The sequence below is a fragment of the Streptomyces sp. NRRL S-1813 genome (assembly GCF_000719605.1).
GTDB lineage: Bacteria > Actinomycetota > Actinomycetes > Streptomycetales > Streptomycetaceae > Streptomyces > Streptomyces decoyicus.
In genome coordinates this window covers 1-23,869 of the sequence record NZ_JOHB01000011.1, presented here as the reverse complement: position 1 = coordinate 23,869, position 23,869 = coordinate 1, and the positions used below count along the sequence as shown (strand labels likewise).

General features: G+C 73.0%; 17 protein-coding genes. 11 read left to right on the top strand and 6 right to left on the bottom strand.

What is annotated here, in order from left to right:
• Positions 1–248 precede the first annotated feature (248 nt).
• The 4 genes from IF67_RS0117850 (at position 249) to IF67_RS0117835 (ending at position 5,380) form a co-directional block, all read left to right on the top strand.
• On the top strand, positions 249–1,622 hold the full coding sequence (locus IF67_RS0117850) for an ABC transporter substrate-binding protein (protein WP_051818218.1): 1,374 nt from the start codon (positions 249–251) through the stop codon (positions 1,620–1,622).
• 148 nt (positions 1,623–1,770) lie between these two features.
• On the top strand, positions 1,771–3,162 hold the full coding sequence (locus IF67_RS0117845; RefSeq protein ID WP_234341176.1) for a carbohydrate ABC transporter permease: 1,392 nt from the start codon (positions 1,771–1,773) through the stop codon (positions 3,160–3,162).
• On the top strand, positions 3,159–4,073 hold the full coding sequence (locus IF67_RS0117840) for a carbohydrate ABC transporter permease (protein ID WP_030986777.1): 915 nt from the start codon (positions 3,159–3,161) through the stop codon (positions 4,071–4,073). Before IF67_RS0117845 ends, IF67_RS0117840 begins: the two co-directional genes overlap by 4 nt.
• A gap of 353 nt (positions 4,074–4,426) precedes the next feature.
• Positions 4,427–5,380, top strand: coding sequence for a class I SAM-dependent methyltransferase (locus IF67_RS0117835; protein WP_030986774.1), 954 nt, complete (start codon positions 4,427–4,429; stop codon positions 5,378–5,380).
• Between the two features lie 91 nt (positions 5,381–5,471).
• Here IF67_RS0117835 and IF67_RS0117830 read toward each other — a convergent pair whose 3' ends face one another.
• A complete protein-coding gene (locus tag IF67_RS0117830) occupies positions 5,472–6,158 on the bottom strand; it encodes a class I SAM-dependent methyltransferase (protein ID WP_030986773.1) in 687 nt (228 codons plus the stop codon).
• Between the two features lie 250 nt (positions 6,159–6,408).
• Here IF67_RS0117830 and IF67_RS0117825 point away from each other — a divergent pair, with 250 nt between their 5' ends.
• The 3 genes from IF67_RS0117825 to galE all read left to right on the top strand — a co-directional run bounded on the left by IF67_RS0117825 (position 6,409) and on the right by galE (position 12,984).
• Positions 6,409–10,041, top strand: coding sequence for a bifunctional glycosyltransferase/CDP-glycerol:glycerophosphate glycerophosphotransferase (locus IF67_RS0117825; RefSeq protein WP_030986771.1), 3,633 nt, complete (start codon positions 6,409–6,411; stop codon positions 10,039–10,041).
• Between the two features lie 263 nt (positions 10,042–10,304).
• A complete protein-coding gene (locus IF67_RS0117820; RefSeq protein ID WP_078889487.1) occupies positions 10,305–11,957 on the top strand; it encodes a glycosyltransferase family 2 protein in 1,653 nt (550 codons plus the stop codon).
• A 52-nt stretch (positions 11,958–12,009) separates the two neighbouring features.
• Positions 12,010–12,984 (top strand): UDP-glucose 4-epimerase GalE, encoded by a 975-nt coding sequence (galE, locus tag IF67_RS0117815; protein WP_030986767.1) that lies wholly within the window; start codon positions 12,010–12,012, stop codon positions 12,982–12,984.
• Here the strand turns inward: galE and IF67_RS0117810 are convergent.
• The 3 genes from IF67_RS0117810 to IF67_RS0117800 form a co-directional block, all read right to left on the bottom strand.
• Positions 12,979–13,647, bottom strand: coding sequence for a class I SAM-dependent DNA methyltransferase (locus tag IF67_RS0117810; protein WP_030986765.1), 669 nt, complete (start codon positions 13,645–13,647; stop codon positions 12,979–12,981). The two genes, galE and IF67_RS0117810, sit on opposite strands and share 6 nt — an antisense overlap.
• A gap of 61 nt (positions 13,648–13,708) precedes the next feature.
• The gene (locus tag IF67_RS0117805) at positions 13,709–13,981 is read right to left on the bottom strand and encodes a DUF1876 domain-containing protein (RefSeq protein WP_030986764.1); all 273 of its coding nucleotides are present in this window, start codon (positions 13,979–13,981) and stop codon (positions 13,709–13,711) included.
• 71 nt (positions 13,982–14,052) lie between these two features.
• Complete coding sequence (locus tag IF67_RS0117800; protein WP_030986762.1) at positions 14,053–15,999, bottom strand: glycosyltransferase family 2 protein; 1,947 nt, start codon at positions 15,997–15,999, stop codon at positions 14,053–14,055.
• Positions 16,000–16,114: 115 nt separating this feature from the next.
• Here IF67_RS0117800 and IF67_RS0117795 point away from each other — a divergent pair, with 115 nt between their 5' ends.
• The 3 genes from IF67_RS0117795 to IF67_RS0117785 are packed head-to-tail and all read left to right on the top strand — an operon-like array spanning position 16,115 to position 20,252.
• Positions 16,115–18,814 (top strand): YfhO family protein, encoded by a 2,700-nt coding sequence (locus IF67_RS0117795; RefSeq protein ID WP_078889486.1) that lies wholly within the window; start codon positions 16,115–16,117, stop codon positions 18,812–18,814.
• Positions 18,811–19,806, top strand: a complete 996-nt coding sequence (locus IF67_RS0117790; protein ID WP_030986758.1) for a glycosyltransferase family 2 protein — start codon at positions 18,811–18,813, stop codon at positions 19,804–19,806. Before IF67_RS0117795 ends, IF67_RS0117790 begins: the two co-directional genes overlap by 4 nt.
• Positions 19,806–20,252 (top strand): GtrA family protein, encoded by a 447-nt coding sequence (locus IF67_RS0117785; RefSeq protein ID WP_030986757.1) that lies wholly within the window; start codon positions 19,806–19,808, stop codon positions 20,250–20,252. The genes IF67_RS0117790 and IF67_RS0117785 overlap by 1 nt, the downstream gene beginning before the upstream one ends.
• On the opposite strand, the gene IF67_RS0117780 is transcribed toward IF67_RS0117785, so the two are convergent.
• Both IF67_RS0117780 and IF67_RS0117775 read right to left on the bottom strand, forming a co-directional pair.
• On the bottom strand, positions 20,156–22,414 hold the full coding sequence (locus IF67_RS0117780) for a PIG-L family deacetylase (RefSeq protein WP_063754360.1): 2,259 nt from the start codon (positions 22,412–22,414) through the stop codon (positions 20,156–20,158). The genes IF67_RS0117785 and IF67_RS0117780 overlap by 97 nt on opposite strands.
• Positions 22,415–22,585: 171 nt before the next feature.
• Positions 22,586–23,209 (bottom strand): TetR/AcrR family transcriptional regulator, encoded by a 624-nt coding sequence (locus tag IF67_RS0117775; protein WP_030083539.1) that lies wholly within the window; start codon positions 23,207–23,209, stop codon positions 22,586–22,588.
• 147 nt (positions 23,210–23,356) lie between these two features.
• On the opposite strand from IF67_RS0117775, the gene IF67_RS0117770 reads away from it, so the two are divergent.
• Positions 23,357–23,869, top strand: a 513-nt coding sequence (locus IF67_RS0117770) for an ABC transporter (RefSeq protein ID WP_037839524.1), incomplete at its 3' end; no start/stop codon positions are given.

Genomic DNA, 23,869 nt, shown 5'->3' with positions numbered 1-23,869 from the left:
GCGCGGCGACGCACCGTCGCGCGGCACGACGAGGCGCAGCGCGACCACGCACCACCGCCCGGCACGACCAGGCGCAGCGCGACGACGCACCGCCGCACAGCACCACATACCAACGCACGCACGACGCACCACCGCACAGCACCACCGCACGGCACGACGCGAACGGCACGGCAAGGGCGCCGCGGCACGACGTGATACGGCCCCCTTCGCACCCGGCACGGCAGGCGCAGCGATAAGGGGCTACGGGGATGCGCAGACGACTCGACCGCACGGCTGTACGCGCCACGACCGCGGTGGCAGCGGCCTCGGCGCTCGCCCTGACACTGGCCGCCTGCGGCAGCGGCGGCGGCACGAAGGACAACGGCAGCGGCGGCAGCAAGGGCGGCAGCACCGCCCCCACCGTGCAGCTCCCCCCGCTCAAGGGCCAGAAGTTGCAGGTCACCGCAGTCTGGACGGGCCCCGAGCGGGAGAACTTCGTCAAGGTGCTGGACGAGTTCGAAAAGCGCACCGGCGCCCAGGTCGACTTCGTGCCCAGCGGCGACGACATGGCCGGTTTCATCGGCTCCAAGATCGCCGGTGGCGGGCCGCCGGACGTCGCGATGCTCCAGCAGGTCGGTGTACTGGGTGAGTTCGCCGAGAAGGGCTGGCTCAAGCCGCTCGGCAGCGCCGCCAAGGCGCAGCTCGCCAAGAACTACACCAAGGGCTGGCAGGATCTCGGCGCCCACAAGGGCACCGGGTACGGCGTCTACTTCAAGGCCAGCAACAAGTCGCTGGTCTGGTACAACACCCAGGCGTTCGACAACGCGGGTGCCAAGGAGCCGAAGACCTGGCCGGACTTCGTCAAGGCGGCGGAGATCATCGCCGAGTCGGGTATCGAGCCGGTCTCGGTGGGCGGTTCGGACGGCTGGACGCTGACCGACTGGTTCGAGAACATCTACCTCTCCCAGGCGGGCCCGGAGAAGTACGACCAGCTGGCGCAGCACAAGATCAAGTGGACTGACCCGACGGTCAAGCAGGCGCTGATCACGCTCGGGCAGCTCTTCGGCCGTAAGGATCTGCTGGCGGGCGGCAACTCCGGTGCGCTCCAGACGGACTTCCCGACGTCGGTGACCCGGACCTTCAGCGGCGGTGACACCCCCAAGGCCGCGATGGTCTCCTCGGCCGACTTCGCCGCCGCCAACATCGCCCAGACCAAGGCCAAGGTCGGTACCGACGCCAAGGTCTTCCCGTTCCCGGCGGTGGGCGCCAAGTCCCCGGTGGTGACCGGCGGCGATGTGGCGGTGGCCCTCAAGGACACCAAGGCCGCGCAGGCCCTGCTGACGTTCCTGGCGTCGACGGATGCCGCCAAGATCTGGGCGCAGGCGGGCGGGTTCATCTCGCCGAACAAGGAGCTCGACCAGGCGGCGTATGCCGACGGGGTGATGCGCGAGATCGCCAAGGCGCTGATCGCGGCGGGTGACGATTTCCGCTTCGACATGTCCGACCAGGCGCCCGCCTCGTTCGGCGGCAAGCCGGGCCAGGGCGAGTGGAAGGACCTACAGGACTTCCTGAAGAACCCCAAGGATGTCGCGGGCACCCAGGCGCAGTTGGAGAAGGACGCCGCCAAGTCGTTCAGCCACTGAGTACGCGAAGCCGTCCGGGCACTGAGCCCGTGAAGCCGTCCGGACGCACCGAGTCCGTGAAGCCGTCCGGGCACCGAGTACGCGAAGCCGTCCGGACGCAGAGCATCTGCCGCCGACCGCCTCGACCGGGACCGGGGGGACCGTCACGATGAGCGCCGTACAGGTCAGCAAGGCCAGCGAGAGCAGCGAGGGCGGCCGGCGCAGCGGCGGCAGGCGGCGCGGCGACAGGCGACGCGGGGACAAGCGACGCGGCGGCGTCCTGGGCACCCGCCCCTGGACCGCCGCGGTGTTTCTGCTGCCGGCGTTGCTGCTGCTCGGGGCGCTGGTCGTCTACCCGATCGTCTTCTCCGTGTACCGCAGTCTGTTCGACGCGTCCGGCAACGGCTTCGTGGGGCTGGGCAATTACGGGGCGATGTTCTCGGACGACGGTATCCGTACGGCGCTGAGGAACAACGTCATCTGGGTGGTGGTGGCGCCGACCGTCTCGACGGTGCTGGGGCTGATCTTCGCGGTGCTGACCGAGCGGATCCGCTGGGGCACCGCCTTCAAGCTGATCGTGTTCATGCCGATGGCGATCTCGATGCTGGCGGCGGGCATCATCTTCCGGCTGGTCTACGACCAGGACCCGCAGCGCGGGGTCGGCAACGCGGTGTGGGTCGGCATTCATGACACGTTCGCCGACCCGGCGCCGTTCCCCGGTGCCGAACCGCGGCCCAAGGCCGGTCTCGCACCGTCCGGCGGCGGTGCGTTCACCACGCGCTCGGCCGTACGGGCGGGGTCCCCGGTGAAGCTGCCGCTGGTCGCCGTCCAGCCGGGCGATCTGCGCGGCGCCCGGTCCGCGGCCGCCGCCGGGTCCCGGCCCGGCCAGGTCACCGGCACCGTGTGGCTGGACTTCACCCGTGGTGGCGGCGGCCGCCCCGACGTCGTCGACGGCAGCGAGAAGGCGCTGGCCGGGCTGACGGTCGAGGCGGTCAGGGGAGGCCGGGTGGTCGGCTCGGCGACGACGGCGGCGGACGGCACCTTTGCGCTGCCCGCCGCCCAGGCCGACGGCGCCCGCCTCCGGCTGCCCGCGGCCGATTTCGCCGAGGCCTACCGCGGCGTCGACTGGCTCGGCCCGGCTCTGGTCACCCCGGCCATCATCGGGTCCTATGTCTGGATGTGGGCGGGTTTCGCGATGGTGCTGATCGCGGCGGGGCTGGCGGGCGTTCCGCGGGAGCTGCTGGAGGCGGCGCGGGTGGACGGCGCGGGCGAGTGGCAGGTCTTCCGCCGGATCACGGTGCCGCTGCTGGCGCCGGTCCTGGTGGTCGTGCTGGTCACCCTCATGATCAATGTGCTGAAGATCTTCGATCTGGTCTACATCATCGCGCCGGGCTCCAGCATCAGATCCGCCAATGTGCTGGCGCTCCAGCTCTTCCAGTCGTCGTTCGGTACCGATGTCGACGAGGGCCTGGGCAGCGCGATCGCCGTATTCCTGCTGCTGCTCGTGCTGCCGGTGATGTACGTCAATCTCCGGCGTATACGGAAGGAGCGTCGCCGATGACGACCGTGGACGGTGTCGTACCGGACGGGCGCTACGGCAGTGCCGGTGCCGTACGGGCCCGGCAGCCGCTTGCCGCCCGGATCGCGGCGCGGGCCGGTGGCGGCGCGATGCGGGTCTTCCTGGTCCTTGTCGCCCTGTTCTGGCTGATGCCCTCGGTGGGGCTGCTGCTGTCCTCGCTGCGCAGCCCGCAGCAGATCGCCGAGTCCGGCTGGTGGCAGGTCTTCAGCGCACCGGCCCAGATCACCTGGGACAACTACAGCCAGCTGCTGTCGAACGACAAGGTGATGGGCTCGCTGCTGACGACGGCGGCGATCACTGTGCCGGCGACGGTACTGGTCGTGGTCATCGGGTCGCTGGCGGGTTATGCGTTCGCGTGGATGGAGTTCCCCGGGCGGGACGGCTGGTTCATGGTCGTCGTCGGGCTGCTGGTGGTGCCCGTGCAGGTGGCGCTGATCCCGGTGGCCAAGCTGTTCGGCGCGGTCGGGCTGTTCGAGACGACGGCCGGGGTGATCCTCTTCCATACGGCCTTCGGGCTGCCGTTCGCGGTGTTCCTGCTGCGGAACTTCTTCGCCGAGATCCCGCGCGAGCTGCTGGAGGCGGCCCGGCTGGACGGGGCGGGCGAGCTGCGGCTGTTCACCCGCGTCGTGATGCCGCTGGGCGGGCCGGCGATCGCCTCGCTGGGGATCTTCCAGTTCCTGTGGGTGTGGAACGACATGCTGATCGCGCTGATCTTCGCGGACAGCGGCAATCCGCCGGTGACCGTTGCGCTACAGCAGGAGGTGCGCCAGTTCGGCAACAACATCGATGTGCTGGCGCCCGGCGCCTTTCTGTCGATGGTGGTGCCGCTGATCGTCTTCTTCGCCTTCCAGCGTCAGTTCGTCTCCGGTGTGATGGCCGGCGCGGTGAAGTGAGATCCCCGTGGGGCCCGGCAGTCCCGGCGGTCCCCGTCGTCACGCCATCTCCCGTTCATTTTCGTCCGCCTACAGTGACGTCGCTGCCGTGCCACGAGGCCGCGCCGGTGCGCGGCGGTGCGCGGCTGCCATGGCGCCGGGCGCGTCCATAACTGCAACAGACGCCGACAACAGCAGATCCCTTCCCAGATCCCGCAGATCCCTCAGATCACGTAGATCCCTCAGATCTCTCGGTTTTCTCCTCGCACACGAGGTACATCCACGGCGGACAGCGCCGGCACATACCGCACGTACTCCCCCTGCACGCGTCGTACTCAGCCCTACGTTCCCGACCGTCTGGAGACGGACCGCACATGACTGCCCCCATCGCAGACCAGAGTGCCGAACAACTCCCGCGCCCCACCCGGCTGTCCGATGTCAAAGGCTGGTTCTTCACCGCCGACCAGTTGCTCTTCGACTGGTTCCTGGCGCACCAGCAGGACCGTTCGGAGCCGGGTGATCTGCTCGAACTGGGCGCGTATATGGGCAAGAGCGCCATCTTCCTCGGTGCGCGGCTGCGTCCCGACGAGCGCTTCACGATCTGCGATCTCTTCGACTCCCCCGCCGAGGACGCCTCCAACTCCAAGGAGATGAAGAAGTCCTACGCGACGCTGACGCGCCGTGCCTTCGAGGCGAACTACCTTGCCTTTCATGAGGAGTTGCCCACGATCATCCAGGGCCTCAGCTCGTTCGTCGGCGACCATGTGGACGAGGGGTCGGTGCGCTTCGCCCATATCGATGCCTCGCATCTGTACGAGCATGTGCACGGCGACATCCTCACGGTGCGCAAGCTGCTCACGGCCCAGGGCGTCGTGGTGATGGACGACTACCGCGCCGAGCACTGCCCGGGGGTGGCCGCCGCCACCTGGCAGGCCGTCGCGAACGAGGGGCTGCGCCCCATCTGCATCACCGGCACCAAGTTCTACGGGACCTGGGGCGATCCCGAGCCGCTCCAGAAGGCGCTGGTGGAGTGGATCACCTCGCGCGGCGACATCTGGCACGAGGTGCAGTACGTCAACGACGCCCCGCTGGTGCGGCTGAGCGCCAAGGGCGCCGCGGAGCCCGCTCATCCGGTCTCCCGGCACAAGTCCGCCGCCCGCGCCCCGCAGCGGCCGACGGCGCGGGCGCCGAAGGCCTCCGCGGCCCGCCCGGCCGCGCGCCCGCCGGTCCGCTCGCGCGCCGCGCTGCGCCGGGTCGCCCTGGACGTGCTGCCGCCGGTCGTCACCCGTGCGCTGGTGAAGGCCCGCCGACGGGCCCGTACGCACTGAGGCATCGGGCGCGGGCCGGGGCGGGGAACTGCGCCCCGGCCCGCGCCCTGCCGCACCCCGGGGCCGTCCGGCCCGCTGCGCCGGGCCCGCCTCAGCGCGGGACCTGTCCCACCAGGACGAAGACGTTGGACCGCAGCAGCATCCCGGCGGGACGCGGCAGCGGATGGGAGTACGTACGCCGTACGGCCAGGCCGGCGGACTCGGCGAAGGCCCGCAGCAGGGCGAAGTCGGTGAAGCGCACGGGGACGGGCCCGGCCCGGTGCCCGGCCTCCTGCGCGGTGATCAGCAGCACCCCGCCGCCGGGCCGTACGTACCGGACATAGGCCCGCAGCAGGACCTCGACCTGCTCGTCGTCCAGATGCTCCAGGACATGCGCGGTCAGCAGCGCGTCGAAGGCGCCGGGCCGGGCGTGCGGGCTCGCGAGGAAGGTGTCGGCCGTGTAGGCGGTCAGGCCGCGTGCGCGGCAGTGCGCCACGGACTGCGGGTCGTGGTCCACCCCGACGCTGCCGGGCGCGCAGTCGGCGAGCGTGTCGCCGGTCCCGCAGCCGATCTCCAGCACCCGGCCGGTGCCGATCCGCCGCAGCTGGCTGCGGTACGGGGACCGGGCGGGCAGCAGCCGGGCCGGGCCGCCGCGCCCCCGTTCGGCCGGCAGCCGCGCGGTGGAGGCGGCCGGTGCGGTGCCCGTGGGGCGCGCGGGCCGGGCGGTCCGGGTGTCGCTGCCGGGCGGCCCGGCGTCGGGGCTGTCGGTCGCGGCGGAGCTGTCGGTTCGGCCGGGCATCGGGACGCGGTCACCTTCCCTGGGGAAACACGGCGCGCGGGGCGCCCTGAAGCTGTGCAACGGGTCTACGGCATCGGACGCGGCCCGGCACTACGGCGCGCCGAATTCGCACACCGAGCGTAACGGTGCACACACGGACTGTCGAAGACGTCTCTCACCCTTTCAGCGCAGATCCGGTGACCGTGCCGCCGCGGGCGAGTTGAACGGACCGGTCTTGTGCATCGCCAGTCCGGAAAGGCTCGGTCCACGTATGAAGCCTCGGCTCACCGTCGTCGTCCCGGTCCATCGCCTCGAGGGGGCCGAGCGGAATGTGGAGGAGTGCCTGGAGTCGGTCGCGGCCCAGACGCTGACCGCGCTGGATGTGGTGATGGTGGACGACGGTCCGCCCGCGGACGCGGGCGGGGACGCCGCCTCCGTGGCGGGCGCGCCCGCCGCTCCCGCCCGCCGTTTCGCCGAGCGCGACCCGCGCTTCCGGATCGTCCACCATCCCGGGGGCGGTCCGGCGCCCGGCTGTGGCGCGCTCCGCAACACCGGTGCCCGGCACGCCTATCCGCACACCGAATATCTGGCCTTCCTGGACGCCGACGATGTGCTGCTGCCGCGCGCGTACGAGGACCTGGTCGGCCTGCTGGACAAGTCCGGTGCGGACCTCGCGACCGGCAATGTCTACCGGCTCGGTGCGGCCGGACGCAGCCAGTCCGGCCACCACCCGGCCACCCGCGCCACCGCGCTGCGCACCCACATCGGTGAGGACCTCACCCTGCTCTCCGACCACTTCGCCCGCAACAAGGTCTTCCGCCGCACCTTCTGGGACACCCATCAATTCGCTTTTCCCGAGGGGGAGTTGTGTCATGACGCGGCGGTGACGCTGCCCGCGCTCTTCCTCGCCGGGGCGATCGACGTCCTGCACGAGCACGTCTGTTACTGGCGGCTGCCGGAAGGGCCCGACCGCCACCGGCGGCTCGATGCCCGGGGCGTACGGGAGCGGTTCGCGGCGGTGGCCGGCATCCGGCGTTTCCTCGCGGACCCCGCCCACGCCCGGCTGAACGTCCATCAGCGCGACTACGACCGCGCACAGCTCACCGACGGGCTGCTCGACCTGATCGACGCCCTGCCGGCGGCCGCGCCGGAGTGGCGGACCGCGTTCCTGGACTGCGCCCGCGACTTCCTCTCCGGCGTCGACCCGCGGCTGTTCCCCACGCTGCCCGTCGAGCTGCGGATGCGCTGGTATCTGGTCCGCGCCGGGCGCCTGGCCGACCTGCTCACCCTGCTCGTGCACGAGGCCCGCAATCCGGCCGGGTTCACCGTCGCCGGGCCGCCGCTGCGCAAGCGCGCGGTGCTGCCGCTGACGCCGCCGCTGGAGCTGCCGCCGGGCGTGACCCGGCTGAACAGCGCCGACTTCCCCGTACGGGCCCGGGTCCGGGAAGCGGTGTGGCGCAACGGCGTGCTGGTGCTGCGCGGCTACGCCTACATCCGGAATCTGGACGCCGCGGCCCGGCACAGCTATCTCCGCACGGCGGTGCTGTCCTGCGGGCGGCGCCGGATCCTGCTGCCGCTGCGGCCGGTGTCGATGGTGGAGGCGACCGCCGAGTCGGGTCAGGAGCTGCACTGTTACGACTGGTCGGGCTTCGAGCTGCGGATCGATCCGGCCCGGCTGCGCAAGGGCGGGCGCTGGGAGGAGGACGACTGGACGGTCGGGGTGGTGCTGGCGTCGGCAGGCGTGGTGCGGGCCACGGCCCTGCACGCCCCGGAGACCGGCTCCGGCGCCACACCGTGCGCCCATGAGCTGCCCGGGGACGGCGTACGGATCACGCCCCGGTTCACGGACGGGCGGCTGCGGCTGTCGGTGGCCCGTCCGGCCCGGCGGCTGGCCGGCCATCGTGCGGCGGCGGCCGGCTCCCTGGACCTGACCGTGACCACGCCCGGCCCGCCGCTCTCGGCCCTGCGGCTGACCCACCAGGGGAGCGGCACGGTGGTGTCGTTCCCGGTGGAGACGGAACGTCCCGCGGGGACGGGGCCGGGCCATGGGCAGCGGGAAGCGGGCGAGGGTTCCGACGGCGCGCCCGGCGCCCCGTCCCCGCCGCTCACCTTCCGTGTCCGTCTCGACGCCCTCGCCGCCGCGCGCCCCACCCGGGACGGCGCGCCGCTGGCGATCTTGCCGGGGCACACCGAGAGCTGGGCGGCCGAGGTGGTGCTGGCCGACGGCGGCACCGATCCGATCGCCTGCGACCCCCGGCTCGCCCCCGTCGCCCATCCGCTCTCGCACGGCCGTGAGCTGGTCGTGGCGGCCACCCCGGCCGGGCACCTCGTGCTGCACGACCGCACCCCGCAGCCGTTCGCGGACCGGGCGTTGTGGCGCGTGGACGGCACCCTGCTGGTGGCGGGGAGGCTGCCGGACGCCGCGCCGCACGCCACCGAACTGGTCCTCAAGCACGGTGCGCACGCCGCCGAGCTGGCCTTTCCCACCGTCCACGACGACGGCCGGTTCCACGGCACGCTGCCGCTGGGCGCCCTGCCCTCGCTCGCCGGGACGGTGCCGCTGCGCGAGGGCCGCTGGACGCTGCACCTGCGCGAGCAGGGCGCGCCCGGCTCCCCGCTGGACGCCCCGGTGCGCTGTGCGCCGTCCCTCCTCGACGGGCTGCCGGCGGCCCGTACGGTCCGCGGCAAGCCGCTCACCCTCGACCGGCACCGGCACGACGAGGCGCTGGTGGTGGCGGGTCCCGCGCTGCCCGCCACCGACCGCGGCCCCTACCGGCGCCGGGTGCTGCGCGAGCAGCACTACTCGCTGCACCGTTCGCGCCCGCTGCGCGACACCGTCCTCTACAGCAGCTTCGGCGGCCGCGCGTACGGGGACTCGCCGCGTGCGGTGCACGAGGAGCTGGTGCGCCGGGGCATGGACGTGGAGCATCTGTGGGCGGTGCGCGATGCGCAGACCGCGGTGCCGGAGACGGCGCGGGCGGTGCTGGTGGGCAGCGCCGAGTGGCACGGCGCGCTGGCGCACAGCCGCTGGGTGGTCACCAACACCCATCTGCCCCGCTGGTTCACCCGGCGCGGTGGCCAGCGCATCATCCAGACCTGGCACGGCACCCCGCTCAAGCGGATCGGCGCCGACCTGGCCGGGACGCTGTGCGCGGGGCTGGCCCATCTGGCGCCGCGGCCGCGGGTCAGCCGGCAGTGGAGCGTGCTGCTGTCGCCCAACGCGCACAGCACACCCGTGCTGCGCTCCGCGCTCGGCTACTCCGGCCGGCTGCTGGAGACCGGACTGCCGCGCACCGACGCCTTCTTCGCCGCCGACCGTGACGGGAGAGCGGCCGCGGTCCGCGAGCGCCTGGGCATCGAGCCCGGGAAGAAGGTGGTGCTGTACGCGCCGACCCCCCGCGACGATCTGGCCTACGACGCGGGCCATCACCGGCTGCATCTGCCGCTGGACCTGGAGCTGGCGGGGCGGGAGCTGGCGGACGACCATGTCCTGCTGGTCCGCAGCCACCCGCTGGTCGCCGACCGGCTGCCCGCCCACCACGCTCCCTTCGCCCTCGACGTGTCCGCCCATCCGGACGCCACCGAACTGCTGCTGGCCGCGGACGTCCTGGTCACCGACTACTCGTCGCTGGCGGCCGACTTCGCCAACACCGGGCGCCCGATGCTCTTTCTGACGCCCGACCTGCCGCACTACCGCGACACCCTGCGCGGCTTCACCCTCGATTTCGAGGCCCGGGTGCCGGGTCCGCTGCTCACCACGACCGGTGAACTGATCGATGCGCTGGGGGACTTGGAGGCGATCGCCGCGGCGGGGGCGGAAGCGTATGCGGATTTCCGGGAAACGTTCTGCCACCGGGACGACGGAGGTGCGGCGGGCCGGGTCGCGGATCTGATGGAGCGGTGACCGGGACCGGTCCGCCGCAAGGTGGTGGCGTGCGGATCAACATCGTGCGGCACTCGCGTCGTTACAGCATGTGCAGGTGCCCTTACGGGCCTGCACACCCCCGAGCCCCGACTCCCGCCCGGCAACAAGACGGCAAGAGGGCGGAAAAGCGGAGCAGGGGGTGCAACCGCTCGACGGGATTCGCCCTCTGAACCATCGGAAACAGGTTCGGACCCCGCTCGCGCCCAGAGATGCTGTCGACACGAAATGTAGATTCAGTGACTGTGAAAGAAGCCCTCGATCCGCTGACGGGGCCCACCATCACGCCATCCGCACAGGTCAGCATCGTCGTCATCGCCTTCAACGATGCCGGCCATGTCTGCGAGGCGGTGCGCTCCGCACTCGCGCAGGGGCCCCCTGGCGAAACGGTCACCGAAGTGATCGCGGTGAACGACGCCTCCACCGACGGCACCGGCGCCGCCCTGGACGCCCTCGCCCACACCGAGCCGCGGCTGCGGGTGATCCACCGCGACACGAACAGCGGCGGCTGCGGCACCCCGCGCAACGACGGTCTGCGCGCCGCCACCGGGCGGTTCGTGATGTTCCTCGACAGCGACGATGTGCTGCCCCCGGGCGCGACCCGGGCGCTGCTGGCCGCCGCTCTGGAACAGGACGCCCCGGTCGCGGCCGGCGCCTGCGTACGCCGTGAGCTGCCCGCGCACCGCGATGTCGCCTGGCAGCCCGGCCTCTACCGCGAGCCGGCGGTCCACCACTCCCCCGAGGACAGCCCCCAGCTGGTCCGGGACACGCTGTGCGTCAACAAGCTCTACGAGCGGGCGTTCCTCTCCGCGCACAACATCACCTTCCCCGAGGGCCGCTTCACCTACGAGGACTTCGTGTTCACCGCGCGGGTGCTGGCCGCCGCCCCGCGGGTCGTCACGATCCCCGACCGCGTCTATCTCTGGCATGTGCGCCGGTCGGCCGCCAGGCAGTCGATCTCGCTGGACCGCAAGGACGTCGCCAACTGGCAGGCGCGGATCGCGGCGCACCGCGCCAGCGTGCAGATCTTCCAGGACGCCGGGCACAAGGCGCTGGCGCACGCCGCGGCCACCAAGTTCCTCGACCACGATCTGCGGATGTACGTCCGCGAGCTGCACACCCGCGGCGCCGACTACCGCACCGAGTGGTGGCGGCTGACCCGTGACTATCTGGCCGGTTTCGACGAGGCCGATCTGCGGGCGGCGCGCGCCCCGGCGCGCTGGCTGGCCCGGGTGGTGCTGGCCTCGCCGGCCCCGCGGGACCTGGGACGGCTGACCCAGCTGGCGGCCCGGCCCGGCCGGCTGCTGCCGCCGTACGCGGAGGCCGACGGCCGCGCGGTGTGGTCCAAGGACCTGCCGGAGGTCGAACTGGACGCGATCGGCACCAAGCCGATGCACCGTCTGCCGGTGACCATAGATGCGGAGCCGTCCGTCAGCAGCCCCGGTGTGCTGCGGCTGCGGGTGCACGATCTGTACGGGCGGCTGGCCGCGGCCGGTCCCGAGAGCATCGACGTCGAGCTGCGGCGCCGCCGGGACGACCGGCGCGGCCCGGTCCACACCGCCACGCTCACCCCGGCCCCGGCGGTCGGCGGTTCGGAGGCCTGCTGGACCGCCGAGGTCGTGCTGGATCTCGGCGCGCTGGTGGAACGGGGCGGCCGGCACCGTGCCGACCCCGAGCCATGGGACCTGATGGCGCAGGTCAGCTGCGTGGACGGGGCCGGTTTCCGGGCCGCGCTGCGGGCCACGGGTCCGGGCCTGCGCCGCCGGGTGCTGCCCAGCCGCCGCCATGCCGTGCTGCTGGTGCAGCCGTATGCGACGACCGGCGGCGCACTGTCACTGCGGGTCGCCTCGGGCCCGCGCAGCGTATGGCGGATCGCCGCCCGACGGCTGCGCGGCTGACCCGCCCCGGCCCGCCCCCCGCACTCTTCGACCCCGACCTAGGATTGGCGCTATGTCTTACTTGATCACGGGTGGTGCCGGCTACATCGGCGCCCATGTCGTACGGGCCCTGCGGCAGGCCGGCGAGACGGTCGTCGTCCTCGACGATCTGACGACGGGCGTGGCCGCCCGGATCCCCGAGGGCGTTCCCCTGGTCGTCGGCTCCACGCTCGACCGCGAGCTGCTCGATGCCACCCTCGCCGAGCACGGCGTCACCGATGTCGTGCATCTGGCCGCCAAGAAGCAGGTCGGCGAGTCCGTCGAGATGCCGCTGGTCTACTACCGCGAGAACGTGCACGGTCTCCAGACGCTGCTGGAGGCGATGGCCTCGGGCGGTGTCGGGCGGCTGGTGTTCTCCTCCTCGGCCGCGGTCTACGGCATGCCGGATGTGGACCTGGTCACCGAGGAGACCCCCTGCACTCCGATCAACCCGTACGGCGAGACCAAGCTCGTCGGCGAGTGGATGGCGCGTGCGGTGGGCAAGGCGCACGGCATCAGCACCGCCTGTCTGCGCTACTTCAACGTCGCCGGGACGGCCACCCCCGAGCTGGCCGACACCGGGGTCTACAACATCGTCCCGATGGTCTTCGAGAAGCTCACCGAGGGCGCCGCACCGCGCATCTTCGGCGATGACTACGACACCCCCGACGGCACCTGCATCCGCGACTACATCCATGTCGCCGACCTCGCGGAGGCCCATGTGACGGCCGCCCGCAAGCTCGCCGAGCCGGGCCCGGTCCGCGATCTGACCCTCAACATCGGGCGCGGCGAGGGTGTTTCGGTGCGCGAGATGGTCGATCTGATCACCGAGATCACCGGGCATCAGGGCGTCACCGCCGAGGTCACCCCGCGCCGTGCGGGCGACCCGGCCCGGGTGGTCGCGGCCGCCGACCGGATCACCGCCGAGCTGGGCTGGAAGGCCCGTCACGACGTCCGCGACATGATCACCTCGGCCTGGGCGGGCTGGCAGCACCACCGCCCGTCATGAGCCGCCCGCCGCGGCCGGTTTGCGGATGATGAGGTAGGCCTGCGGGGTCGACTCCCCCATGTCCTCTTCGGGCTCGCGCACCGTCCTGGCCCGCACGGCGAGACCGGCCCGGCCCGCCATCTCGGCGATCCGGTCCGGCTGCCGGCGCCGGAAGCCGAGCGACACCGGGTGGCCGAACGGCTCCTTCAAGTGCAGTGGCTCGTCCCCCACTTGGAAGGCGAGCAGCAGATGGCCGCCCGGTGCCAGCAGCCGGTGGAACTCGGCGAACACGTCCGGCAGCCGCTCCTGCGGGGTGTGGATGATCGAGTACCAGGCCACCACGCCGGCGAGGGCGCCGTCCGGCACGTCCAGGGCCGTCATCGACCCCTCCTCGAACCGCACGCCCGGGTGCGTCCGCCGGGCCAGCGCCACCATCCGCGGCGACAGGTCGACCCCGAACACGGACAGCCCCAGGGCGTCCAGATGGGCCGTGACGCGGCCGGGTCCGCAGCCGAGATCGGCGACCGGTCCGGCGCCGGCGGCCTGTACGAGGTCGGCGAACCCGGCGAGCACCGCCCGGTCCATCGGTCTGGCCCCCACCTCCTCGCGGAAGTGATCGGCATAGTCCTCCGCGATGGCGTCGTAGAACGCCCGGGTCGTCCGCAGGAAATCCGGTTCGGTCACGGTCGGGCACCCTACTCCGCGGGCGCCCGGGGCCACCCGCGAGGTGCCCGGGGGACGTGGGTCAGGCCAGCGGGTGCGAGGTCCGGCCCGAGGCCTCGTCGATCTCGTCGTGTGCCTTGGTCAGCAGCTTCATCGCCAGTTCGTTGAGCGCTCTGGCTCCCGCGACTTCCTCGCCGACCCTCGGCTGGTTCGAGTCGACGGGGTGGCGGCTGGCGTATCCGTGGGCCCGCACCTCGCTCCCGTCGGGGAGCCGTACGAGGGCGGCCGCGCGGGTGCGGTGGGTGTCCTCCTCGAATTCCATGTCGACATGCCATCCGACAGTGGTCTGCAACATGACGGTCACCTCCGGAGCCCCTGCTACCAGCGTGCGCCTGCCGGCCGGCAGGCGCACGCGGTCCGTCCCGGTCAGCCGCGCCAGCGGCGGAGCTGCCGCGCCAGGGAACCGGCGCCGGGGACGGTGAGGGTCAGCGGTGTCCGCCCGTCGGCCGGGCCGCCGGCCGTCCGGACCGGCAGTTCGCGGCGGAGCGGGCCCGCGGTCACCCGCAGGGCCACCCGCCAGGTGCCCGGGGGGCCGCTGCGCAGCAGGGAGCGCACGGTGTAGTGGTCGGCGGCGCCGCGTTCGACGGTGGTGCGCAGTGCCACCGTGCGTGTCGCGTCGTAGAGGATCAGCCGCAGCTCGGCGTCCATGGGGCAGCCGGGCAGGGTGAGGCGCGCGGTGAGGGTGGCCCGCCCGGAGCGGGTGCAGTCCGCCGCGCCGCGCAGATCGCCGCCGAGCGGGCGGCGTGCCCCGTCCGGGTCCAGGTCGAGGTGGAGATGGCCGTGCGGCCGGGACAGGAAGAGCGCGGCGACGGCGGGACCTGCCGGGCCCCGGCCGACGATCCGTGGCACGCACTCCTCCTCCGTGTCGTCCTCGGGGACCAGCCAGGCCGCACGGCGGAAGGCGGGCCCGTCCGCGCCCTCGGTGCCATGGGCGGTGACCGCGATCTTGAGGCCCCATATGCCGCCGGACAGCGGCCCGCCGTCGGCGGCGGTCGCCGGGTCGACGGCGGCCTGCCACGCGCCGTCCGCGTAGTGGGCCGGGAGGCGGTGGGTGGCGCCGCTGCGGTGCAGCACGATCTCGACGGTGTCGCCGCCGAGAGCGGGAAGGGTGGCGGTGCCCCGCAGATGCAGTACGCCGCCCGCCCAGCGCCGGCGGATCAGCCGCTGGCGCAGCACCACACGGTCGGTGAGGTCGTAGCAGGCGTCGGGGAGGGCGCGCTGCGGGTCGCGGAAGTACGGGTAGCGGGCGTACACCCGGCCGTCGCCGTCGAGGTGCGGCCGGTCCGGTTCCTGTGCGGTGTCGGCGCGGACGACGGCGGTCAGTTCGTCGTCGAGCCCGGCGCGCAGACAGTGGGCGCGCAGCCGCAGCCCGGGCGGCAGGGCGGCCAGCACCCGGTCGGTGAGGTGGCGCGCGACGAGCGGGCGCGCGGCGGCGGCCATCCGCTGCCGGCCGGCCGCGTCGCGGGCGAGGTAGGCGGCCCCGAAGGGCATGAGTATCTCGCCGTGGAAGTGCCGGACCATCAGGGTGTCGCGCTGCTCGCCGGGCGGGACCTCGGCCGCGAGACCGTCGAGGACGGTGCCGATGTAGGCGAGGTACTCGCACCAGTCCATGTCCTGGCGGCTGGCGTTGCTGTTGTCCTCGCGTCCGTGCAGGTAGTAGCAGTCGTGATCGGCGAGGACGGAGACGGTCTCGGCGCGCAGCAGGGCGCTGATGCCGAACGGCAGGTCCTCGGCCAGCAGCCGGCCCTCGACGAAGCGCAGCCGGTGTTCTTCGATGAAGGAGCGGCGGAAGAGCTTGTAGGCGGCCAGGGACCAGTAGACCGGGGAGTCGAAGACCGAGACCTTTTCGCTGGTGGTGCGCAGCTCGACGGGGGCGGCGCGGCCGTCGGCGCCGACGATCCGTCCGTAGACGACGTCCGAGCCGCATTTCTCGGCCATCCGGGTGAGGCGGAGCAGGGCCTCGGGGCCGAGCCGGTCGTCGGAGTCGAGGAAGAAGACGTAGTCGCCGGTGGCGCGGTCCAGTCCGGCGTTGCGGGGCTTGCCCGCGCCGCCCGAGGCCTCTTGGTGCAGCACGGTCAGATTGGGGTGGCGGCGGGCCTGTTCGGCCAGCCATTCCGCGCTGCCGTCGGTGGATCCGTCGTCGACCGCGATCACCTCGATGCGGCGCTGTTCCAGCGTCTGGGCGAAGACGGAGCCGAGGCTGCGGTCGAGGTAGCGCCGGGTGTTGTGCACCGGCACGATCACGGAGACCGTCGGCGTCATGGTGTCCGGGGCGGCGGGAGCCGCGGCCACGAGGTCGTCAGGGGCGGGCAACGTGCCCTCCGTTCTTTACTCAATCCCCCGAATTGCCCGGCGTCTCAGCCGAGCAAAAGGGACTATTAAGACATATAACGTGGGGTGAACGTTCGCCGATCGTGGAGGAGTGCCGGTGGCTCCGACGCCCGCCACCTCACAAGAGGCGGTCCGGCCCCTGGAGGTTGCCCGGCCCCTTCCCCCGAGGGAACGCCCGCCCGCCGGGCACCGGCCCCGCGGGCGGCCGACGGCGCCCTGGCTCGCGGCGGCCCTGTCCATGGGGGCGTACTGCCTCGCCCTCGCTCTGTACGGCAGCTACCCCTTCGGCCCGCGCTCGCGCGCCGTCAACGACCTGGGCAATCAGTTCGTGCCGTTCCACGCCCGGCTGTGGGACCTGATGCACGGCACCACCAGCGGCGATCTGTTCTTCAACTGGAGCAGCGGCTACGGCGTCCCGTTCCTCGCCGACTTCTTCACCTATCTGATGAACCCCTTCTCCTGGCTCGTCGGGCTCTTCCCCCGCGCGCTGGCCGACCTCCCCGTCTTCCTGGTCACCCTGCTCAGCATCGGCCTGGGCGCCGCCCTGATGACCGTCTTCCTCGGCCGGCTGCACCAGGGCTCCGGCCTGCTGCGGGCGCTGCTGTCGGTGGGGTACGGGCTGTGTGCCTGGGTGCTGAACGACGGTTTCGCCGACCCGATGTGGATGTGGGGCCTGGTCGCGCTGCCCCTGCTGGGGATCGCCGCGGACTGGTGTCTGCGCCGCACCCGCTGGGTGGCCGGCACCCTGCTGGTCGCCCTCGCCTGGGCGGGCAATTTCTATACGGCCGCGATGGCGACCCTGGCGATGGCGCTGGTGCTGGCGGTACGGCTGCTGACGGCCTCCCGGATGGCGTGGCGCGACCGGGGGGCGGCGCTGGCCCGCGCCGCCTCGATGGCGCTGACCGGCATCCTGCTCGCCGCCCCCGTACTGACCGTCACCCTCCAGGCCGGCCGGTCCGCCCAGCCGGCCCCGGCGATGCCCTACGACGACCCGCCGTCGCCGCTCGACCAGTGGGCGCAGCTGCTGCCCGGCGGCCCCGCCGGGACCTCGGCCCCCAACATCTCGACCGGTATCCCCGGGCTGCTGCTGGTGGCCGTCTTCCCGTTCGTGCGCGCCCTGCCGCTCCGGGTGCGCCTCGGCTGGTACGGCCTGGCGGCGGCCGTCGCGGCCTCGTTCACCTGGGAGCCGACGATCCTGCTGTGGCACGGCTTCGCCCTGCCCAACGGCAGCCTCTACCGCGCCGCCTTCGTCCTCAGCGGCATCCTGGTGATGATCGCCTGGCTCGCGCTGGCACACCACCCGCGGCCCCGCGAACTGGCCGCGGGCGCGGGGCTGGTCGCCCTGCTCGCCTGGCTCTGCCGCGACCAGGCCGCGGTCGGCACCACCACCTGGATCCTGCTGGCCGGCGCCGGCACGGTGACCCTCCTGGGGCTGGCCGCGCTCACCGCGCCGCACACCTCCCGCACCCGGACCGCCGTCACCGCCGTGCTGACCTGCACCGTCCTGCTCGGCTCGGCGTACACCGCGCTGTCGGTGACCGCGGTACGGGACGGGATCGACTGGTTCCAGCCCAAGATCACGCTGGCCGGCCCCTCGCTCGCGGCGCGGGACGGGCTGCTCGCCCGCGCCGACTGGCCGCGCTCCCGCACCGATCCGGGCCCGCACGAGTTCGCCGACAACGACCCGCTGCTGCTCGGCGGCGAGGGCGGCTCGTACTACAGCAGCTTCGTGCCCGCGGCCACCGCCCGCACCCTCCAAGGCCTGGGCGCCGGCTGGTACATGAAGGGCCGTCATACGCTCAGCTTCGAGGACCCGGTGGGCCAAGCGCTCATGGGCGTCGGCAGCTATCTGTCCCCGGTGCCGCAGCACCGCGCCCTGTTCGTCCCCCGCCCGGCGCGCCCGGCCCCGCTGCTGACCGTACGCCGCACGCTCCCGCCCGCCGCCGGCGAGGAGACCGTCTTCGCCCGCCAGGAGCGGGTGCTGGGAGCGGCCGTGTACGAGGTGCCGGCCCTGACGCCCACCGCGGGCGCGGCCCCGGTGCCCGACCGTGGCGGCTGGCTGCTGCCCGCCGCGCGGCGGCCGGGGACGGACCCGGACAGCGCGGGGACCACCTTCACGGCGCACTGCACCCCGGGCAGCACCGCTCTCTGGTCCGCGCCCTGGTTCTTCGGAGAGGTCAGCGGCCTGGGCGGGCGCTCCACGGGCATCGGCAGCCATGACGTCACCGCCAATCCGCTGCGGCCCCTGGGCCGGGTGCCCGCGGACGGCACGGTGGCGGTGCGCTTCCTCGGCAAGGGCCCGCAGCACGTCCCCCGGCAGGCGCTCGGCTGTCTGTCCGGGCGCAAGCTGACGGCGGCGGTGCACGCGCTGCGGGCCCGGGGCCCGGTGGCGCTCACCACGGGCGGCCACCGGCTGACGGCCCGGCTGCACCCGGGCAGCAGGGGCAGCGCGGTGCTGGCGCTGCCGGCCGTGCCGGGGTGGGGCTGTTCGGTGGACGGCGGGCCGCGGCACGCACCGGACTCGTTCGGCGGTCTGCTGGCCGTTCCGCTGGGCCCGGGGGCCGGGCGGCTGTCGTGCTCCTACCTGCCGCCGGGCCTGCACACGGGGCTAGCCGGGAGCGTCGCGGCGGCGCTCGTGGTCGCCGCGGTGGCCGTCTCCGGCGCCCTGCGCGGCCGGCGGCGCGTCCGCCACCACCCCGCCCCGCACCCGGCGACCGCCCCGCAGATGCGCAGGATCACCCCTCAGGGGCCGGTGTCCGAGCCGCCCCCTGGCCCCGGCGAAAAGGGCTGCTCATGAAGCTTTCCATCGTCGTCCCCTGCTACAACGAAGAGGCCGTCCTGAGCCGTTTCGACGCGACGGTCCGCACGGTCCTCGCCTCGCTCGCCGTCGAGTACGAGCTCTGTTACGTGGACGACGGCAGCGCCGACGGCACCCTGGCCCGGCTGCGCGGCCTCGCCCAGCAGCACCGCGGCACCACCCGCTACCTCTCCTTCAGCCGTAACTTCGGCAAGGAGCCCGCCATACTGGCCGGCCTGAAGGCGGCGACCGGCGACGCGGTGATCCTCATGGACGCCGATCTCCAGCATCCGCCCGAGCTCATCGAGACGATGCTCGACCTCTACCAGCTCGGCCACGACCAGGTCGTCGCCAAGCGCAGCCGGACCGGCGACCGGCGGCTGCGGACCGTACTGAGCCGGCTCTACTACCGCACCGTCAACACCTGGGTCGATGTCGAACTCACCGACGGGGTGGGCGACTTCCGGCTGCTGTCGCGCAAGGCCGTGGACGCGCTGCTCGCGCTGCCGGAGTACAACCGCTTCTCCAAGGGCCTGTTCTCCTGGATCGGCTTCGACACCGTCACCTTCGACTACCGCAATGCCGCGCGGGAGGCGGGCGAGACGAAGTGGCGCTTCGGCTCACTGGTCAACTACGGCATCGACGGCATGCTCTCCTTCAACTGCCGCCCGCTGCGGCTGGCCATCTACGCCGGGCTCGGCCTCGCCTCGCTCGCCGCCGTCTACACCCTGTGGATCATCGGCGCGGCCCTCGTCGGCGGCGTCACCGCCCCGGGCTATGTGACGCTGGTGGCCATCATCGTGGGCCTGGGAGGGCTACAGATGGTGATGCTCGGGCTGATCGGCGAATACATCGGGCGGATCTACTACGAGGCCAAGCGGCGGCCGCACTTCCTGGTCAAGGAGAGCAACGCCGTCGCCCCCGCCACCCCCGCCCCGCCCGCCGCCCGCGGTCCGGCGGGCGCCGCCACCCCCGGCCAACGGGCCGGCTGATGCGCGCCCTGCCCACGCCCGGCCGCCGGTGCCAGATCGTGCGCTTCGCCGCCGTCGGCGGGGTCAACACCCTGACGTTCTACGCCTGTTATCTGCCGCTGCACCGTCTGCTGCCGTACTTCGCGGCCTACACCGCCGCCTTTGTGACGAGCATGGTCGGCTCGTTCTTCCTGAACACCTACTTCACCTACCGCACCCGCCCGAGCTGGACGAAGTTCCTGCTCTTCCCGCTGACACAGGTCACCAACTACGGCGTGCAGAGCGCGGGGCTGGTGGCGCTGGTGGGCTGGTGCGGGATGAACACCGCGGTGGCGCCGCTGGTGGCGGCGCTGTGCGCCCTCCCGTTCAGCTATCTGGTCTCCCGGCGCATTCTGCGCCCGTCCGCCCGGACCGGTCCGAGCACAAAGGCCGCTCCGCCACCGGTCCGCTCCGGCGGACCCGCCTGAGCCCGCCAGCCGCCGAACAACGCGGTCTGCCCGACGGAGGTCTGACGCGTCGTGTACAGCCTGCCGTCGAGGCCCAGCGCGACCACCACCGCGCGCCCGACGGCATCCTGGGCGACACCGGCCGCCGCCGAGTGCGGCACCCTGCCCCGCTGCCAGGGCCTGGGGCCCTCCTGGGCCATGGCCATCCGTACATCGCCCGCGTCATCGCGCGCCGCGAGCACCATCCGGTCGCCGCTGCCGACCGGCGCCACCGCCACCCGCCCGTGGCCGCCGGCCGCCTCACAGCGTGCCGACACCCGCCAGCCGCCGATCATCCGCTGCCGCTCGGCGATCAGCACCTGCGCCGTGACCGACCGCCGGAAGACGGCCCGCACCGCGCCATCGGCCACCGGGACGATGCTGACCGGGCCGGCCGGCTGCGGCAGTCCGGTGGCCGCGGCCGGCCGCGGGATCTGGCCGGGCTCCTTGGACACCCAGTGCTGCACGGTCCCGACGGTCGGCGCGACCAGATGGATCAGCCCGTCGGAGTCCACACACGCATCCAGCCCGTCGACGATCCGCGGTGAGGCCTTCAGGGTGCTGACCGGGCCCTCCAGCCGCTGCCACAGCGACCAGTTCCCGCCGTGCCGACCGCTGCGATGGGCGACATTGCCGTCCCAGGTCCGTACGAAGACATGCACCGTGCCGTCCGGGGTGGCCACCGCAGCCGGGAAGCCGGTCTCCAGCGACCGGACCGGGTCCGGGTCCGGCGAACCCAGCGACTCCCAGCGCGCGAAGACGGGGCTGCCGTCGGGGGCGGTGCCGCTCTGCGGTGCGGTCAGCACCTCGCGGCGGTGGGCGGCGTTGCGGCCCGGCAGCACGGTGCGGGAGGCGAACAGCTGGAGCGCACCGCCGGGGCGGCGCACCACATGGATCTGCCCCTGCAACAGCTCACCGCCGACCGGCACCGGCGCACCGAAACTCCCGCTGCCCGGACGGGTCTCCGCCCAGCAGTACGCCGTACCGCCCAGCACCGCGAAGGCGGCGAGCCGGCCGTCCGCGGCCCGGCGGACCCAGGCGTTGGAGCCGGGCGCGCGCAGCCGGGTGCTGCGGGTCCAGTTGCGTGAGCCGTCGTTGAGCGCCGAGCCGCCCACCTTGCGGTCGCCGCAGCCCGCCGGGTCGCCGCAGGCACGGTGGTCGGCCCAGCCGTAGACCGACAGCAGCCGGGCCTTGCGGCGGGCGGCCCTGAGGTCGAGGTCGTTGGGCAGCGCACCGGCCTCGTAACCGAGGTAGTTCTCCACCACCGCGGGGCGGCCGCGGCCGGCGTAGGCGGCGAGCGCGGCCTGCGCGAAGTAGGCGGAGGCGGTGTGGTCCTGATGGTCGTAGTAGCGCAGTCCCACCAGCCGCGGGTCGCGGTCCGGGGTGGCCGGCGGCCGCCTGCGGGAGTGCACCGCGTTGGGGTCCAGGGTGCGGACGACCGTGGGCCGGACCCGGTCGAGCACCGCCACCAGGGTCTCGGTGAGCTGGTCGCGGGTGTAGTGGAACTGCCGCTTCACGGGGGTGCCCAGGGGGCGCAGCGTGGGGAGGGTGCCGGTGGCCCCCAGCCACAGACCGCGCAGACTGGCCGCCCGGGACTGCCAGACGGCCCTGGCCTCCACCAGTCCCAGGAAGATCAGCTGGTGCTGCGGGGCGTCGCGCAGCGTCTGGATCTCCACCTCGAAGCCGGGGAGCAGCGAGAGCGCCGCGACGTCCCAGCGGGCGGCGGGGTTTCCGGTGGCCATCGCGGCGTGGGCGGCACGCAGTCCGTTGGCCCGCGCCCGGGCGAAGGCGGCCCGGTTCTTCGGGACGCGGGCGGGATCGGGGGCGCGCCGGCTGACGTTGCGGCCGTCGGCCTCGCCGCCCGTGAGGCAGACGGTGACCGAGCGCGCCCCGCCGCGCAGGGACTGCTCCAGGTCGGGGTTCATGAAGTACAGCCCGTCATCGGCATGCGCGATGACCTGGAGGAAGGACTGGGCCGCCGGATCGGCCAGGGACCCTCCTGGGCCTGCCGGTTCGGCCGTACGGGGAGGGCGGTCCGACAGCCGGGCCCATACGCCCGCACCCGCCGTCGCGGCGAGCACACCGCCGCCGGTGGCCTGAAGCAGCCAGCGGCGGGAGACACGGGGCGGGTCCGCGGGTGACACGTCATCAGTATTCGGTCGCCCGCGCGATCCCGCTCACCCGGAACTCCCCACTTCACCAGATCCCTGAGGAGCACCACGGAGATATCGGGCCCGACCCGGAGAGGGGTGCCGCGGCGGATTCCCCGCCGCGGCGCCCCGCACGCCGTTCCTGGCCGGCCCGGTCCTGCCGTCTCAGCGCCCGCCGAGCGCGCTGACCACCGCCGCCGTCAGCTCGTCGAGATAGCCGGACGGCACCTCGTCACGGACGACCAGCAGCCGCCAGTAGAGCGGGCCGGTCAGCAGGTCCAGGGCCAGCCGGCCGTCCGCACCGGCCGGGATCTCCCCGCGCTCGACGGCGCGCGCCACCATCGCCGCGGCGATCCCCTGCTGACTGTCGTGCAGCGCGGCCTTCAGTGCACTCGCCAGCTCGGGGCTGCGGGCCGCCTCCGCCAGCAGGTCCGGGATGATCTGCGAGGCCATCGGGTGCCGCAGCGCACGGGCCGCGACCTCCAGCAGCATCCGCACGTCACCGTGGAGCGAACCGGTGTCGGGGGTCGGCATGCCCGCCGCGGCCACCGCGGAGACCACATCGAGAACGAGGTGCAGCTTGGAGCGCCACCGCCGGTAGACGGCGGTCTTGCCCACGCCCGCCCGCCGCGCGATGCCCTCGATCGACATCCGGGCGAAGCCCACCGCGGCGAGCTCCTCGAAGACCGCGGCGCGGATCGCCTCGGTCTTGTCCTCGCGTAGTACGGCGGCGCCTGCCGGGGTCCGGCGCGCTGCCACGGAGTCGTTCCCGCTGCCGTCTTTTGCCATGCCGGGAGCATAGCGTCACGACGCTACGGTTGCGTTTCGACGTGAGCTCCCTTTAGTGTCGGCGTCGCGACGATACGGACCCGTTCCGTCGTAGGCTCCCCGTTCTCGTTCCACCGCCCCCGTACGCAAGCGAAAGCGGCCTCCTCCATGCCCCAGACCCTCGCGCCTCCGGCTCCCGCACCGGCCGGGGCGCCCGCCTCCGGCACCTCTCCCGACCCCGAGCTGAGCGCGCTGGCCGAGCGTCACGGCCTCACGGTGAGCGGGGCCCGCCCCTCGCTGTCGGAGTACGTCCGGCAGCTGTGGGACCGGCGGCACTTCATCTCCGCCTTTGCCGGTGCCAAGCTGACGGCGCAGTACAGCCAGGCCAAGCTGGGACAGGTCTGGCAGGTGGCGACGCCGCTGCTGAACGCGCTCGTGTACTACTTGATCTTCGGTCTGCTGATCGGCACGAGGAAGGGCGTCCCCGACTTCGTGCCGTTCCTGGTGACCGGTGTCTTCATCTTCACCTTCACCCAGAGCTCGGTGATGGCCGGGACACGGTCGATCTCGGGCAACCTGGGCCTGGTGCGGGCGCTGCACTTCCCGCGCGCCTGCCTGCCCATCTCGTTCTGCCTGATGCAGCTCCAGCAGCTGCTGTTCTCGATGGGTGTGCTGGTGGTG

What these genes read in the sequence shown, in the direction of transcription:
- IF67_RS0117840 (WP_030986777.1), top strand. Translation starts at nt 3,159, where the DNA reads ATGACGACCGTGGACGGTGTCGTACCGGACGGGCGCTACGGCAGTGCC.
- IF67_RS0117850 (WP_051818218.1), top strand. Translation starts at nt 249, where the DNA reads ATGCGCAGACGACTCGACCGCACGGCTGTACGCGCCACGACCGCGGTG.
- IF67_RS0117805 (WP_030986764.1), bottom strand. Translation starts at nt 13,981, where the DNA reads ATGTTGCAGACCACTGTCGGATGGCATGTCGACATGGAATTCGAGGAG.
- galE (WP_030986767.1), top strand. Translation starts at nt 12,010, where the DNA reads ATGTCTTACTTGATCACGGGTGGTGCCGGCTACATCGGCGCCCATGTC.
- IF67_RS0117830 (WP_030986773.1), bottom strand. Translation starts at nt 6,158, where the DNA reads ATGCCCGGCCGAACCGACAGCTCCGCCGCGACCGACAGCCCCGACGCC.
- IF67_RS0117835 (WP_030986774.1), top strand. Translation starts at nt 4,427, where the DNA reads ATGACTGCCCCCATCGCAGACCAGAGTGCCGAACAACTCCCGCGCCCC.
- IF67_RS0117790 (WP_030986758.1), top strand. Translation starts at nt 18,811, where the DNA reads ATGAAGCTTTCCATCGTCGTCCCCTGCTACAACGAAGAGGCCGTCCTG.
- IF67_RS0117785 (WP_030986757.1), top strand. Translation starts at nt 19,806, where the DNA reads ATGCGCGCCCTGCCCACGCCCGGCCGCCGGTGCCAGATCGTGCGCTTC.
- IF67_RS0117775 (WP_030083539.1), bottom strand. Translation starts at nt 23,209, where the DNA reads ATGGCAAAAGACGGCAGCGGGAACGACTCCGTGGCAGCGCGCCGGACC.
- IF67_RS0117845 (WP_234341176.1), top strand. Translation starts at nt 1,771, where the DNA reads ATGAGCGCCGTACAGGTCAGCAAGGCCAGCGAGAGCAGCGAGGGCGGC.
- IF67_RS0117825 (WP_030986771.1), top strand. Translation starts at nt 6,409, where the DNA reads ATGAAGCCTCGGCTCACCGTCGTCGTCCCGGTCCATCGCCTCGAGGGG.